General features: G+C 33.3%; 16 protein-coding genes. 9 read left to right on the forward strand and 7 right to left on the reverse strand.

Annotation, left to right across the window (positions count from 1 at the left end; genetic code table 11):
- Positions 1–19: 19 nt before the first annotated feature.
- The 4 genes from JJQ60_RS11855 to JJQ60_RS11870 all read left to right on the forward strand — a co-directional run bounded on the left by JJQ60_RS11855 (position 20) and on the right by JJQ60_RS11870 (position 4,724).
- On the forward strand, positions 20–2,290 hold the full coding sequence (locus JJQ60_RS11855; RefSeq protein WP_201919995.1) for an aconitate hydratase: 2,271 nt from the start codon (positions 20–22) through the stop codon (positions 2,288–2,290).
- 127 nt (positions 2,291–2,417) lie between these two features.
- A complete protein-coding gene (locus JJQ60_RS11860) occupies positions 2,418–3,086 on the forward strand; it encodes a Crp/Fnr family transcriptional regulator (protein ID WP_201919997.1) in 669 nt (222 codons plus the stop codon).
- Positions 3,087–3,159: 73 nt separating this feature from the next.
- Positions 3,160–4,065, forward strand: coding sequence for an anti-sigma factor (locus tag JJQ60_RS11865; RefSeq protein ID WP_201919999.1), 906 nt, complete (start codon positions 3,160–3,162; stop codon positions 4,063–4,065).
- A gap of 179 nt (positions 4,066–4,244) precedes the next feature.
- Complete coding sequence (locus JJQ60_RS11870; protein WP_201920000.1) at positions 4,245–4,724, forward strand: TlpA family protein disulfide reductase; 480 nt, start codon at positions 4,245–4,247, stop codon at positions 4,722–4,724.
- A 10-nt stretch (positions 4,725–4,734) separates the two neighbouring features.
- Here the strand turns inward: JJQ60_RS11870 and JJQ60_RS11875 are convergent, their stop codons facing one another.
- The 7 genes from JJQ60_RS11875 to JJQ60_RS11905 all read right to left on the reverse strand — a co-directional run bounded on the left by JJQ60_RS11875 (position 4,735) and on the right by JJQ60_RS11905 (position 11,324).
- Entirely contained in the window at positions 4,735–5,184 is a 450-nt protein-coding gene (locus JJQ60_RS11875; RefSeq protein ID WP_201920002.1) for a sterol desaturase family protein, read from the reverse strand.
- Between the two features lie 26 nt (positions 5,185–5,210).
- On the reverse strand, positions 5,211–6,050 hold the full coding sequence (locus JJQ60_RS11880) for a phytoene/squalene synthase family protein (RefSeq protein ID WP_201920004.1): 840 nt from the start codon (positions 6,048–6,050) through the stop codon (positions 5,211–5,213).
- 35 nt (positions 6,051–6,085) lie between these two features.
- The gene (locus tag JJQ60_RS11885; RefSeq protein WP_201920006.1) at positions 6,086–7,579 is read right to left on the reverse strand and encodes a phytoene desaturase family protein; all 1,494 of its coding nucleotides are present in this window, start codon (positions 7,577–7,579) and stop codon (positions 6,086–6,088) included.
- 13 nt (positions 7,580–7,592) lie between these two features.
- Complete coding sequence (locus JJQ60_RS11890; protein ID WP_201920008.1) at positions 7,593–8,489, reverse strand: MerR family transcriptional regulator; 897 nt, start codon at positions 8,487–8,489, stop codon at positions 7,593–7,595.
- Positions 8,490–8,768: 279 nt separating this feature from the next.
- Positions 8,769–10,010, reverse strand: a complete 1,242-nt coding sequence (locus tag JJQ60_RS11895; RefSeq protein WP_201920010.1) for an OmpP1/FadL family transporter — start codon at positions 10,008–10,010, stop codon at positions 8,769–8,771.
- Positions 10,003–10,230 carry a hypothetical protein gene (locus tag JJQ60_RS11900; RefSeq protein WP_201920012.1) on the reverse strand — a complete coding sequence of 76 codons (228 nt, stop codon included), beginning with the start codon at positions 10,228–10,230 and terminating at the stop codon, positions 10,003–10,005. The genes JJQ60_RS11895 and JJQ60_RS11900 overlap by 8 nt, the downstream gene beginning before the upstream one ends.
- 206 nt (positions 10,231–10,436) lie before the next feature.
- Positions 10,437–11,324 (reverse strand): DUF4270 family protein, encoded by an 888-nt coding sequence (locus JJQ60_RS11905; protein ID WP_201920013.1) that lies wholly within the window; start codon positions 11,322–11,324, stop codon positions 10,437–10,439.
- A gap of 221 nt (positions 11,325–11,545) precedes the next feature.
- On the opposite strand from JJQ60_RS11905, the gene JJQ60_RS11910 reads away from it, so the two are divergent.
- The 5 genes from JJQ60_RS11910 to JJQ60_RS11930 all read left to right on the forward strand — a co-directional run bounded on the left by JJQ60_RS11910 (position 11,546) and on the right by JJQ60_RS11930 (position 15,665).
- On the forward strand, positions 11,546–12,433 hold the full coding sequence (locus JJQ60_RS11910; RefSeq protein WP_201920016.1) for a DUF6268 family outer membrane beta-barrel protein: 888 nt from the start codon (positions 11,546–11,548) through the stop codon (positions 12,431–12,433).
- Positions 12,434–12,436: 3 nt separating this feature from the next.
- Positions 12,437–13,453, forward strand: a complete 1,017-nt coding sequence (locus JJQ60_RS11915; protein WP_201920019.1) for a Kelch repeat-containing protein — start codon at positions 12,437–12,439, stop codon at positions 13,451–13,453.
- 75 nt (positions 13,454–13,528) lie between these two features.
- Positions 13,529–13,879, forward strand: coding sequence for a DUF4907 domain-containing protein (locus tag JJQ60_RS11920; RefSeq protein WP_201920023.1), 351 nt, complete (start codon positions 13,529–13,531; stop codon positions 13,877–13,879).
- Between the two features lie 27 nt (positions 13,880–13,906).
- Positions 13,907–14,935: a sensor histidine kinase gene (locus JJQ60_RS11925; protein ID WP_201920026.1), complete on the forward strand. Its 1,029-nt coding sequence runs from the start codon at positions 13,907–13,909 to the stop codon at positions 14,933–14,935.
- A 1-nt stretch (position 14,936) separates the two neighbouring features.
- Positions 14,937–15,665 carry a LytR/AlgR family response regulator transcription factor gene (locus JJQ60_RS11930; protein WP_201920029.1) on the forward strand — a complete coding sequence of 243 codons (729 nt, stop codon included), beginning with the start codon at positions 14,937–14,939 and terminating at the stop codon, positions 15,663–15,665.
- The last annotated feature ends 14 nt before the right edge of the window (positions 15,666–15,679 follow it).

The following is a 15,679-nucleotide window of genomic DNA, read 5'->3' on the forward strand; positions in this document are numbered from 1 at the left end:
CGAAATATATAAAAGTCTTATGGCATTCGATATTGAAATGATAAAAAAGGTCTACAGTCAAGTGGCCAATCGTGTTAATGCTGCGCGTGAGGTTACAGGTAAACCTTTAACCCTGGCAGAGAAAATTTTGTATTCACATCTTTGGGATGGTAAGGCCAATACGGCATTTGTAAGAGGAAAAGATTATGTTGATTTTGCTCCCGATCGTATAGCGTGTCAAGATGCGACAGCACAAATGGCGCTACTACAATTTATGCAAGCTGGAAAAAATAAAGTCGCAGTCCCTACCACAGTGCATTGTGATCATTTGATTCAGGCAAAAGTTGGAGCCGATAAAGATTTACAGTCTGCATTAAATACGAGTAGTGAGGTGTTTAACTTCTTAGAATCTGTATCTAATAAATACGGAATTGGATTTTGGAAACCCGGTGCAGGAATTATACATCAGGTGGTATTAGAAAATTATGCTTTCCCTGGAGGTATGATGATTGGAACAGATTCTCATACTGTAAATGCTGGTGGATTAGGAATGGTGGCTATTGGTGTTGGTGGAGCTGATGCTGTTGATGTAATGGCAGGAATGCCATGGGAATTAAAATTTCCTAAATTAATAGGAGTAAGGCTAACAGGTAAATTATCTGGTTGGACAGCCCCAAAAGATGTGATATTAAAAGTAGCAGAAATTCTCACTGTAAAAGGTGGAACGGGAGCTATAGTAGAATACTTTGGTCCTGGAGCTACCGCAATGTCTTGTACCGGTAAAGGTACAATTTGTAATATGGGAGCCGAGATAGGTGCTACTACATCAACATTTGGTTATGATGAATCTATGGAACGTTATTTACGAGCTACAGATCGTGCCGACGTTGCAGATGCCGCTAATGCTGTAAAAGAACATCTAACCGGAGATGCAGAAGTGTATGCAAATCCTGAGCAATATTTTGATCAAGTAATTGATATTAACTTATCAGAACTAGGACCATTATTGAATGGGCCATTTACTCCAGATTTATCTACAGAGGTTGGTACTACAATGACAGAAAAAGCAAAAGCCAATGATTGGCCTATTGTCGTAGAGTGGGGATTGATAGGGTCTTGTACAAACTCTTCTTATGAAGACTTGTCCAGGGCATCTTCAATTGCACAACAAGCTATTGATAAAGGATTAAAAATGAAAGCGGAATTAGGGATAAACCCAGGTTCTGAACAAGTACGTTTTACGGCAGAAAGAGATGGTTTGTTAGATATTTTTGAAAAATTAGATGCAAAAATATTTACTAATGCCTGTGGTCCGTGTATTGGTCAGTGGGCGCGATATAGTGATCCAAAAAATGCACCAAAAAATAGCATTGTACATTCTTTCAATAGAAACTTTGCTAAGCGTGCTGATGGTAATCCAAACACCCATGCTTTTGTTGCCTCTCCAGAGTTAACAGCTGCAATTGCAGTGGCAGGGCGATTAGATTTTAACCCGGTAACCGATAAACTAATCAATGAAGATGGACAAGAAGTAATGTTTGAAGAACCCACTGGATGGGAATTACCACCTAAAGGTTTTGAAGTTGAAGATGCAGGATATCTTGCTCCGGTAGAAGATGGATCTGGCGTAAAGATTGAGGTAGATCCTAATTCTGAACGTTTAGAATTATTAACACCATTCGAGCCCTGGGATGGTAAAAACATTACTGGCGCTAAATTGTTAATTAAAGCATTTGGTAAGTGTACCACAGATCATATTTCTATGGCCGGACCTTGGTTACGTTATCGAGGACATCTTGATAATATATCGAATAACTGTTTGATTGGTGCAGTAAATGCATATAACAAGAAAACTAATTTTGTAAAAAGTCAATTAAATGGCGAGTATGATGGCGTGCCTAATGTGCAAAGAGCATATAAAGCCGCAGGAGTTCCAACTATAGTTGTTGGAGATCATAATTATGGTGAGGGATCGTCTAGAGAGCATGCCGCTATGGAGCCACGTCATTTAGGAGTTCGTGCAGTGATAGTAAAGTCTTTTGCACGTATTCATGAAACTAACCTTAAAAAACAAGGTATGTTAGGGTTGACTTTTGCAAACGAAAATGACTATGATCTAATACAAGAAGACGATACGTTTAACTTCACAGATCTGGATCAATTTGCACCTAATAAGCAGCTTACCCTAGAAGTTGTGCATGCAGATGGAGCAAAAGATACTATTATGTTGAATCATACTTATAATGATTCTCAAATAGAATGGTTTAAAGAAGGGTCTGCATTAAATCTAATCAAGAAACAGAATGCCTAGATTTTAAATTCTAAAGATATAAAACTCCCTAAGTTTTTTCTTAGGGAGTTTTTTTGTGCAATTTGCTGTAAGGTTTGGCAGTATTTTACGTTCTAATTATGTAAGCTAACGTCTAAACACAATCATCATGAGTGCTATCTGGTTTTTTGAGGATGCTAATCTCTTTAAAGTATTATGCCCTCATAAATTTAAAAGATATAAAAAAGATCACGATTTTGACGCGTACAGAAAAAACGACTACATTTATTTCGAAGAAGATTCTGCTAATAAAGTTTACCTTATAGAAAAAGGAAAAGTAAAAATTGGATACTACGCAGAAGATGGTCATGAAATTATAAAGGCAATATTGACCAGAGGTGAGATTTTTGGAGAAAAAGCAATTTTAGGGGAAAATAAAAGAACCGAATTTGCGCAATCTGTAGATAATACGACGTCTATTTGTCCTATTGGAGTAGAAACCATGCACGGGCTTATGAGAGATAATCAATCTTTTAGTCTTAGGATATACAAGTTTATTGGCTTGCGTTTTAGACGTTTAGAAAGAAGACTTCAACTTCTTTTATTCAAAGATGCTAAAACAAGATTGTTAGAATTTTTAAATGAACTTAAAGAAGATTATGGTCATTGCTGCCCTGATACAGGTGATATGGTAATCGAGCACCCTTATACGCAAAAAGATATAGCTAGTTTAATAGGAACTTCTAGGCCTACTTTGAATATTATCCTCAATGAATTAAAGGAGTCTAATATTATTGATTTTAATAGAAAAGAGATTCGATTGAAAAATGTTGCTTAGTGTTAGCCATCTAACATTTTAAAAAGTTGGATGTAAATACTTTTATGACATAATAATCATAAAAATAAAAGCAATGTTAAAAAGACTAATTATAGGAGTAATGGCAATAGGGCTTATTGCTGTCTCTTGTAGTGATGATGATGATTCTGTAGTTACTAATGTATCAAACTTAACTTTAAACCTTACTGGACTTGAAGCTCTAGGAAGTGATTTTGTATACGAAGGTTGGGTTATAGTACCTAATCAAGATCTTCCTGTTAGTACCGGTACTTTTACAAGTGTAGCGTTTCCTCAAACATTTTCTGTAGATAGAACGACCTTAGAGGCTGCAACGGCATTTGTACTTACCATAGAACCGGTAGGCGAAACAGGAGATGCGGCATTAATGCCTGCAGAAACAAAATTACTTAGAGGTGAATTTGGAACAGGAAATACAGCAACTGTAGGATTAGGACCTGTAGGAGATTTTGCTAATGCGGCAGGAACTTTCTTCTTAAGAGCACCAACAGACGAGGATGTACCTGGTGGAGCTATGAATAATGGTAACGATCAATATGGTCTATGGTTTGGTACTCCAGGAATGCCTCCATCACCTAACTTAACACTTCCTGAACTTACAGGATGGAAATACGAAGGATGGGTAGTAACGGATAACGGGCCCATTTCTACAGGTACATTTACTTCCTTTGATATGAGAGATGATAACGCAGGCGATCCTAATGGTTTTAGTGAAACTGTTTTTGATGGCCCTCCATTACCTGGTGAAGATTTCTTTAGAAATGCACCAGAAGGAGTTACTTTTCCTTTAGATGTTAGAAACAGAATGGTCGTGATTTCTGTAGAACCAGATCCAGACGATTCTCCAGCACCCTTTGTGTTAAAACCTTTAATTGGTACCGCTGGAATGGATACTGCACCAGCGAGTTATGATTTTGAACTGAAAACAGATGCCTTTCCAGCTGGAAGTGTGTCGAGATAGTTCTAAGTTTATTTTGTTAGTTTTTAAAGCGCAATCAATGATTGCGCTTTATTAATTCATAGATTTGTTATGATTTTGAGAATTCAAATTTTTAACCAATGAAATTCAATAAGAAAAAAATATCAAATTTAATTTTTGTTATCATACTTGTGCTGTTTTTCATTCCTAACACTAGAGGAATGATGCAGATTTTTTTAACTCGAATATTTTCTTTTAGCCCTGGTTTAGTAGCAGTTGAAGAAAGAGTACAAGTAGAATCGTATGATTGGAAACTACATGGTGTAAATACAGAATCGATGAACTTTGATACTGCCAAGGGTAAAGTGGTTCTGCTAAATTATTGGGCTACGTGGTGCCCCCCATGTATCGCAGAGATGCCTTCATTACAGAAGTTATATAATGACTATAAGGATAAAGTAGTTTTTGTATTTCTAACTGAAGATGATGATCCGGAGCTAAATAAGTTTATGAAAGATAAAAGTTATTATTATCCGATTTATCGATCATTGTCAAAGCATCCAAAACCTTTTACTCATAAACCTATTCCAGGTACTTATGTGTTAGATAAGAAAGGAAATATAATAATTCATAAAGTAGGTGCAGCCGATTGGAATACTGCCAAAGTAAGAGAAACATTGGATAAATTATTAGCAGAATAAAGCCTAGATTTTATTTTTTAAAATATTTAAAAGGTACTACGAGCATCCCAAAACATTCTCCTTTTTCCTTCCCAATATTTTTATGATGTATTTTGTGTGCTCGCCTTACACCTTTAGCATACCAGTTATTCGCATTTCTAAATAACTTAAAACGCTGATGAATAAAAATATCATGCACTATAAAATAGGCAATACCGTAGGCTAAAATCCCTAAACCTATTGCTCGGCCCACCCAAAAAGTCTCAGAATCATGAAAAAGTATACATGACATACTCACTACAGCATAGAAGACAAAGAAAAAATCATTGCGCTCCCACCAACTACCATGATCCTTATGATGATGATCTTTATGTAAAGACCATAAAAATCCGTGCATTACGTATTTATGAGTAAACCATGCCATAAACTCCATAATAGAGAAGGCTGTAAAAAACACTAATATTTGGATGAAGATTTTCACAAGTAAAATTTTATACAAAAATACAGTTAAATTAGATTTAATCTATAATCAAAATAAGATTTAGCTAATAAACCAAATTTTTGATAGTTTGGTACTCTAATACGAGTGTTTTTTATTTCTAATGAAGGTGTTTTTTTAAGCTTTTTAAGCAACTTTTTATAATAAATAAACGCAGTATACACTCCAAATTTGGCCTCAACAGGAAGTTTGTGTATACCAACTAGACCTTTCTCAAAATCTTCTTCAATCTCCTTTATAATTCTAAGTTTTGAAGCTTCATCCAACTGTTTTAAATCAGTATTAGGGAAATAGGTTCTATCCAGATCTTCATAATCTGCTTTGAGATCTCTTAAAAAGTTTACTTTTTGAAATGCAGAACCCAAATGCATTGCACTTTCTTTTAATTCATTGTATTTCTCCTCATCCCCATTGACAAAAACTTTTAAACACATTAAACCTACCACATCTGCCGATCCATAAATATATTCTTTGTATTCCTGATCTGTTAAATACTTGGTTTTATGAAGATCCAAACGCATACTTTTCATAAAAGCTTCATATAACTCGGGTTGAATATTATATTCATGTACGGTTTGCTGAAAAGAATTTAATATAGGGTTTAGACTGATTCTATTTTCAATAGCTTTATACATTTCAGCTTCAAAATCATTAAAGAGCACTTCTTTATTGTAATCATGAAAGGTATCTACAATTTCATCTGCAAATCGCACAAAACCATAGATGTTATAAATATCTTGTCGTATAGAATTAGACAACATTTTTGATGCTAATGAAAATGATGTGCTATAAGAGTTAGTAACAATTTTACTACAATTATACGATACTGTATCAAAAATAACTTTCATATGAGTTGGGTTTAAGAATCTATTGTGTTGGTTTATCAGGTTGTTATGAGTTTTAATTCTTTAGTTTCTTTATATTGAGCTTCTATTAGTCCGGCTACTAGTTTTCCTGAAATCAAAGAGGGTGGTACACCAGGACCAGGAACGGTAAGTTGGCCCGTAAAAAATAAGTTTTTTACTTTTTTACTTTTAAGCTTAGGTCTTAAAAAAGCAGTTTGTAATAATGTATTTGCCATTCCGTAGGCATTTCCTTTGTAAGAGTTGTATTCTTTTACAAAATCTTTTACACAAAAGCTTTCTTTAAAGATAATATTATTTTTAACATTTTGATTTGTAAGATCCTCAAAACGAGTAATTATTTTGTCAAAATATGCTTCTCTTAGTTCATTGTTATCTTCTAACCCTGGAGCCAACGGAATAAGAAAAAAACCATTTTCTTGCCCTGTAGGAGCTGTACCTGGATCGCTTAATGAAGTGAAATTAGCATAAAAAAGAGGCTTTTCTGGCCATTTTGGTTGATCGTAAATATCTACTGCATGAGCATCAAAATCTGTATCAAAAAATAAATTATGATGATGTATGTTCTTCAGTTTTTTATCAAATCCAACATAAAAAAGCAAAGAAGAAGGGGCAAAAGTTCTACTATCCCAATACTTTTCTGAATATTGGCGATGTTCCGGATCTAATAATGTTTCTCCATGATGATAATCGGCTCCGCATAAGACTATATCAGATTCAATTTCATTAGAATTTACTTGTATACCCGTAGTTTTATGTTTTTTTACTATTATTTTTTCTACTGTAGCATTCGTTTGAATTTTTATCCCCAAGGATTGAGCTAACTTTTCCATACCCAGTATTACTTGATACATTCCTCCTTTTGGGTGCCAGGTTCCTAAGCCAAAATCGGCATAATTCATAAAACTGTAAAATGCGGGAGTGTTACTTGGTTTAGCACCTAAAAATAGTACAGGGAACTCTAGTATTTGGATTAGTTTTTCGTTTTTGAATTCTTTACGAACTTCTTTTGAAATGGTGCTAAAAAATTGACCCAAACGCTGTATGGTCTCTTTGGTTACTAATTCTAATGGCGATACGCCTGGTCTGTACACCAAATTTTTTATTGCTATTTGATAATTGTTTTGAGCTGTAGAAATGAATTTTTTCAATTTATCTGAGCTTCCTGGCTCTTCAGATTCAAAAGCCTTATATATTTTGTCCAAAGTATCTTCGATAGTGATACTCTCATGGTTTTTGAAAAAAACTTTATATGCAGGGTTCAGTTTATCCAGAGTATAATATTCAGAAACCGTTTTGTCAAAGTCATTGAAGAAACTTTCGAACACATCCGGCATCCAATACCATGAAGGGCCGATGTCGAATGTAAACCCATCTTTTTTTAATTGTCTGGCACGACCACCAATGGTAGCATTTTTTTCATATATAGTCACATCATATCCCAGCTGAGCAAGATAACAAGAGGCTGAAAGTGAAGAAAAGCCAGAACCTATAATTGATATTTTTTTTGACATGTTGTTTTTGGGGTTAAAGTTCAGATAACAAAGAACTTATAGAGTTGAAGTAGCGATGATTGCTTGCGCTACTTTCAGAAATATGCATAATTTGTTTACCGAGCATCCATAACTCATTCATGCGATCATTGCATACGGTACTATTAAAATCTTCTACATATTTCGAGATGTGATCCTTTTCGGGTCTAATCGTGAAATAAGAAACAAATACAGTATTTTCATGAAAAGAAAGCATATTTGGTAAACTATCCAAAGGTATGCTAGGTCCTAAATAAATGGCCTTGTATCCATGTAATAAAATCTCATAATTGACATATAACAAACCTAATTCGTGGATTTCATTTTCGGGAAGAAACAGTATAAATGCCCTGTCTTTTTTTGTGGGATTAGAGTATTGTAACTTTTCTATGTTAAGAAGTAATTTCTGCTTTATAAGATTAGTAATAAAATGCTCATGAGATGGATTAATAGTATCCGTTTGCCACAATAACCCTATTTCTTTCAATAGAGGAATAAAAACATCTATAAATATTTGTCTAAAATTCCTTTTCTTTTCTAATTGCTCATAGGTGCCCAAGAACAGTTCAAGGTCATAATTGAGCATAGAAATTTTAAAAGAGTTTATAGCTTGATTCTTAGTGCTATTATCTGAAACTATACTTCTTACATATTCATTGATTTCTTCTTCATTAAGCTTAGAAATTCTTGATATTTTGTAACCACTATTTACTAAATACGTAACATTGAGAAGTTTCTGTAAACTTTTTAAGTTGTATGTTCTTATATTGGTTTCTGTGCGATCAGGCGAAAGTAAATTATACCTTTTTTCCCATATTCTAATCGTGTGAGCTTTAACGCCACAAAGATTTTCAAGGTCTTTAATACTAAAAGTTTGTTGTATATTGTTCACTTTTATCTCAGAATTGTTAAACAAAACTAGGTAAAAGAAATCAGTTACTTTTTGAAATTTTGTTAAAATATCAGTAATTTATGTTAAAATGATTGAGATTTGATAGAATCGGTTTCACAATTCTCTGAATTTTATAAGGGAAATTTAAGTTCAAAATAATGCATCTAGTATATGGTTTTGTTCTCTTCGATATGATAAATATGGAGAGACTTCTAATTACTTAAGGACGCGTTCATTTTATAATGAAATTGATATGTATAATGTCTTATTTTTAAACCTTTAATTAAATTTCAATTTTTTGAACCAGATATCTTTTAGACTAAGGTTAACATTGATTAAATTAAATTTTTCTTGTATTAAAATACCTTCTACTGCTCCTTTTTGACCAGTGGCAAAAGATATATTAAGGGTTGATGTGCCTTTTCGATTTATAGGAAGCCCCAGTCCAGCTGTAAAACTATAGTTATCGATAACTTCATTGTTTACCTCTAGGTATCCGGAATCGTAATTGATCCCAGCTCTAAACTCTATATTTTGCCAATACTTTAGTCCTCTCTCTCTTGCTCTGTATTGAGCTCCAATACTAATTATTGATTGATTTACAAATTTGCCGATATCATCTCTTTGATCTGTAAAACTCCATAAATTTGTCTTGTAGTCCGCACTTAATGTGATCCCTTTAAAAGGTTTAGAAGCGAGCCCAAAACCAATTTCTAGTGGAAGTTTAAAATCAGGAATATTGAGACCTTTTTGATCTTCAACTTCGGTGTTGATAAAATCCAAGCTTTTATCGACTAATCGATCTTGAGAACTGTTTAATGATGTTGGCAGATCTATGGTGAAACCAAGTGAATATTTAGGATTGATTTTGTATTGAAATCCAAGCCCAAATCGAAAACCATTATAGTAGTTTTCTTCATCAATATTTAAAAACGCATCTCCGATCCGGATGTTTTCAGTTTCGTTAATCGATCCAAATAAAAATGAAGTTCTAAGACCTACACTAAAGTTATCGTATAATTGATATCCGTAATTCAATCTTAAGTCGCTTAAACCGCCTGACCCAAGTATATTGCTAGTAAATTGATCTTGCGATCCTTCAACATTACTTTTTATACCAATCAGCGAGTAACCAACGTCAGTAAAAGGAACAATGGACACCCCTAATCCAGATCTGTTATTTACACTAAATGCAAATGCTAAATTTGAAAAATTAGCCACCAATCGAAGTTCATCATTATCGGTATTTGATATTTTGCTTAATTCTCCTAAAAAACCAATATCTAATAAGAAAGTTTTATCAGGAATTGCAGAAAAAGAAGCCGGGTTGTAGTTGTTAATTTGATTATTAGTTTCGAGGGCAATCCCTCCATTTCCTATTCCACTGTTTTTTCCAATGTTTGAGTTTGATTGTACTCCAAGCCCAAATAAGGAATATGGAGATCCCGTGAGGTTATTGGTTTGAGAAAATAAAGCAAAAGGATGTAAAAGAACCAATAAAACTATAAAGTACTTATTCATTTTCATCATATATGGCATAGGTAATCATTAATTGTACTTCAAAATCTTCACTGTTTTCTCCCTCTAATATGGTGCGATCTACAGTGTTATTGTAATTTTGTGGTAAGATTACAATAGCATTGTCTATTTCGGGTGCTTCAAATAACTCTTTTTCTAGATAGGCGCCAACTGGGATCTCATATACGATTTCATTAAACTCTTTTTCACTTTGGTTAATCACTGCAAAGACATTTCCGAGACCATTAGATAATTGATTACCCAGTATATTATTTTGATCTACTTCATTAACAATAAGAGAATCTCGTATAGGTAATAAATCATTAAATTCTTGAGGAGGAGGTTTGATTTTTAATGTGGCATCGAGGATTGTACCTGTACCTGGAATTTGAAGAATATTTTTGATGGTTGGAAATTGAATTTTGGTAATTAAACCAACTCCTGCCTGGATATAACTCCTATTGTTTGCTTTTGGGTCTTGTGATGATAAATTGATTTCTTGATCTGTGAGATTTTCGAAGGGAGTGTCTTTGGTTTTACTTTGAATGTTGTTAAAGTAAGTAGGAAATGATTGTTGAGAATTGACAACCAAATCAAATGTTTGCTCGTTATCTTCAAATTCTCCTGGTATAGTGTAAAAACTCTAAGGTATGTTTCTGTATTATCAATTGTAAATCCTATAATCGAAGAATCATCCATTTTTCCCGGTAGCAATGCTAGCCCTTTAAATTCGTTACGTAATTCATTGTTGTCATTTATTTCTCCTGATTGTATTTTTTCAAATACAGTTTGACCTACAAAATTGGGAATGGTTATGTGTATAGAGTCTTCGCTAGCAGGTTCTGGAGAGAACCTTCTTGTTGCAATAAAATCCTCTTCATGAGATACAGTGCTGGTATTATAGAATACATCATCCTCTGGTCGTACTTCATCACTCAATAAGTGAACATTTATAGAAGAAACCTTTAAAGTATCACTATAAAAATACCCATCATAATTCAGAATTAAAGCAATACTGTCTAATTCTGCTTCATTTGAAATAGAATAATTTATTGGGGTCAGCTCAACATAGCTTTCGGCTCTCGTGGTATCAAATATTTCATCTTTATATTGACCTATTAATATTCGATTAGTGGATGAGGTTACAATGCTGTCAAATTTGTAGGTAGATAATTCGATGGCAAAAGTGTCTAGTGATACTATTCTAACATTAGAATTGGTAAAATCTTGTCCCACTTCTAATGTGGGTATGTCCTCATTATCAGAACATGAAATAAGTACTATTGAAGTACAGAATATAAATAATAAAAATCTCATCTTAATCAATTTCTGAAACAAAAGAAAAAGACAAATTGACCTTCTAAAACAATATTATACATATTGCTAAAATGTGTAGACTAATCATAGTTTTTGCCCCACCAATATGGTTTATAGAGGTTAGTAGATAAAAAGACCAGTTTTGTCAATATAGTTTTTGTATCGGTATATTTTTTTTTCTTCGGTTATACTCCTGCAATACTTTTGGTGAAAAATTTTACATGCAGTATCACTTTAGACATATTGTTCTGGTAATAGGAGCCGCCAATGTATTATGGAGCCAAAATCCGAGTAAGGAAATTGTAGGGTTTGAATATGGTTTAATTCCTAACCTTGGAGAAACCAGTGTCGAAAAATATACTGTGAATTTTAATTTAGGAAAGAGGTTAAACAAAAGCCAAACAATCGGGTTTGGTGTATCATACAACGCTTACAATTTTATGTTCAATAGCACCTCTAATGGGTTTGATGCTTCAGCGTATGAAAATATACATGATATAATGTTAAAGGTATATTATAAATATGCTATAACTACATCTTGGTCTGCAAATCTGATGTTTTCTCCTACTATATCATCCAGTTTGAGTGAAAGTCTAAGTGGAGAAGATCTTATTCTAAGTTCTATAGCAACCTTGTCAAAAAGTTGGAGAAATGGCGACAAAAGATCTTTGCTAGTTTTTGGCATTGGTTATGGGGCTTCTTTAGGTAAGCCTCAGTTTATACCGGTTATTTCATTCAGAAAAAAAATAAATGCACGATGGAGTTACATTTTAGGAGCTCCGCAAACTATGATAAGTTACCATAGTAATGAGAGGCATAAAATATCTGCCGAGGCTAGTATTAATGGTTTTTTTGGCAATGTTTCTTCTGGAGTAGACTTTCCTGAGATAGGTTCTTTACAAAATACTAAACTACAATACAATTCTTTAGATATGGCTCTGCAATACAAGTATAGGATTCAACCCAATTGGACAACTATTATAAAAATGGGGTACTCACCCTGGAACCAATTAAAAATTTTAGACAATGGAAATAATGAAATATATGATTTTGGAGCCAGTAGTTCGCTCTTCATATCCATGGGATTAAAGTATAATTTAAACAAATAAATAATGAAAATAAGAAATAGGTTAAAACAGTATTTAATTATAGAATATAAACTCATTTTATCAACTATGGTTATTCTTTCAATAGTTGGGTGCTCAGGAGATGACGATGATGATGATAGATTAGGAAATTGGGTAGGTAGTTCCGTTTTTGATGGAACTCCCAGAAGCAGTGCTGTATCTTTTACCCTAGGTAATAAAGGGTATATGGGGACTGGTTTTGATGGCGATGATTACCTGAATGATTTTTGGGTGTATGATCTAGAAGGCAACTTTTGGAGTCAATTGGCAAACTTTTCAGGAAGTCCCAGAAGTGCTGGAGTAGCTTTTACGGCAGCTGGAGATGGTTATGTAGGGCTAGGTTTTGACGGAGATAATGAATTGGGAGATTTTTATAAATATAATCTTTCTACCAATAGTTGGGATTCTATCGCACGTTTTTCAGGAACGCCAAGGCGAGGAGCCGTAGCATTTAACTCAGAAACAACAGGGTACGTAGGTACTGGTTTTGATGGTGATAATGATAAAAAAGATTTTTGGAAATACTCACCACAAACCAACACTTGGATAGAGTTAATAGGTTTTGGAGGGGCAAAAAGAAGAGAGGCTACAACATTTACAATTGATAATAAGGTTTATATGGGTACAGGTAGTTCTAGTGGTTTGAATCAAGACGATTTTTGGGTTTTTGATACCACAACAGAAACATGGACATCACTTAATGATTTGGATACAGATGATTATGATATAACACGAAGTAATTCCATCGGATTTAGTATCGGAAATAAGGGGTATTTGGCATGTGGGGTTACAGAAAATGGAATCACTTCAACAGTTTGGGAATACGATCCAGGAAATGATAATTGGATAGAAAAAACCTCTTTTGAAGGCGTTACACGACAAGATGCGATCTCCTTTTATAATGGTACAAAAGCATTTGTTGCTCTTGGTAGAAGCGGAAATTTATATTTAGATGATAATTGGGGGTTCTTTCCATTCGAGGCTGAAGATGAAAATGATTAATGTATGATTGTTTATTTGTTTGTTTGCGTCAGTAGGCTCCTAAACCTAATAGTAATATTTAATGAAATAAAACCTATGAAAACAATGATGGGTTACGTGTTGATTTTTGGAGTTATAGTAGTTGGAGTACTTATTGGAAATCATTTCTTAAAAAAGGAAACAAAATCTAATGATTATTCTAAATACTATAGAGTAAGGGTTAAGGAGCTTTCTGATGGCAAAGGATGGTATTATGAAATTTATAGAGGGAGTAGCCTATTGATCAAACAAGAGAATATACCAGGTGTATCAGGGTATCAGTATTTTAAATCTAATACCGATGCAAAGAAAATAGGAGTTTTGGTTATGGATAAATTGGAACGAAAAATCTTGCCTTTTGTAACCAAACTTGAACTGGATAGCTGTAACATAGATTTTAAAAACTAGTTATAGTATATATAAAAACCGAATAGTTTGAAGAGAACATTTCGCATTAAGGAAATCTGGATACATTTGATCTGTTGGATGTGTTTGATGTCATTCCCGATAGGAGTAAATCTTGCCCAATCGGGTAATATGCACTCATCTTTTCTAATACAATTGTTTTTAAACCCAATAATGTTTTACGCTAATTATTCTTTGTTAGCACCACGACTATTGTTAAAGAAGAAAATCATAGCCTATATCCTTATATCCATAGCCGTTATAGTGTCGTTTAATTTTATTGCTAATAGTTTTCTAATGATAACTCCTTTGGATCGAATGGAGTATTTTATCAGGTTAGAAGAAGACTTTCCGCCAATCAAAAACCTCAGAAATGTAATTAGAGGGATTTTTTCATTGGCATTTTTTCTTTTAGGCGGTATTTTTCGCCTAATGGTTGATTTTTACAAAAGAGATAAATTGTCAAAAGAAACAGATGCACAACGAACCAAAACTGAACTCCAGTTCTTAAAAGCACAATTAAATCCACATTTTCTGTTCAACTCTTTAAATAGTGTGTACTCGCTTGTACGTACTAAATCGAATAATGCTTCAGAAGCCGTGTTAACTTTATCCGAGCTTATGCGATATATGCTTTATGAAGCAAATCAGGAAATTGTGCCTCTTATCAAAGAAACCGAATATATTAAAAATTATGTCGCGTTGCAGAGGCTTCGGCTTTCTAATAGTGAAGATGTAAGGTTATCAATTAAGGGAGAATATGAGAAGAAGAAAATATATCCTTTATTACTCATCTCGTTTATAGAAAATGCATTTAAATATGGAACAGATTTTAAAGGGGTGACAGATATTGAAATTAAAATTCGAGTTAACCAAAACAAGCTTACTTTTAATGTTAATAATATCATTGGAGTGTATAGGAAAAATATTGATAGTTCGGGTGTTGGTTTGACTAACATTAAGAATAGATTAGAACTGTTATATCCCGATTTGCATACATTGGAAATAAAAGAAGAAAATGACCGATATATAGTCGATTTAACCTTAATTCTTGCTTAAAATGAGGTGTATAATTATTGATGATGAGCCATTAGCTTTAGGTATTATTAAATCGTATTGTGAAGATATAGATACTTTAGAAATTGTAGGGACGTTTATGAATGCCTTAGAAGCTATTCCGCTTTTAAGTGATGCTCAAGTCGATTTAGTGTTTTCTGATATAGAAATGCCTCAAATTAATGGTATTGATTTCATTAAAACCTTAGATCATAAACCTCTTTTTATTTTTACTACAGCATATTCTCAATATGCCTTAGAAGGATTTGAGATTAACGCAGTAGATTATTTGGTAAAACCAATTCCTTTTCCAAGGTTTGTCAAAGCAGTAAATCGGGCCAAGGAAATCTATGAACTTAAAAAGGTAAATAAAGCTTCTATCTCAGAAATTCAATCGGATCATACAGCAGTTCCCGTTACAGATCAATTCATTTTTATAAAATCTGATTATGATACGATAAAGATTAAACTAAAAGATATTAGATACATTCAAGGCTTAAAAGACTATCTTAAAATTCATGTTTCAAAAGAAAAACCGGTGTTAACCTTAATGACTTTTAGAGATATTCAATCTAAATTACCTGATGATCAATTTTTAAGAGTACATAGGTCATATATTGTAAATGTCAACAGTATTAATTCGATTCAACGAAGTAAAATTATTATTGACGGAGTTAGAATTCCTATAGGAGATAGTTATAAAAACGATTTTTTGAAGAGGATAGGAATGTAATGTGAACTAAAAAG

This window comes from Aquimarina mytili (assembly GCF_016735115.1).
Taxonomy (GTDB): domain Bacteria; phylum Bacteroidota; class Bacteroidia; order Flavobacteriales; family Flavobacteriaceae; genus Aquimarina; species Aquimarina mytili.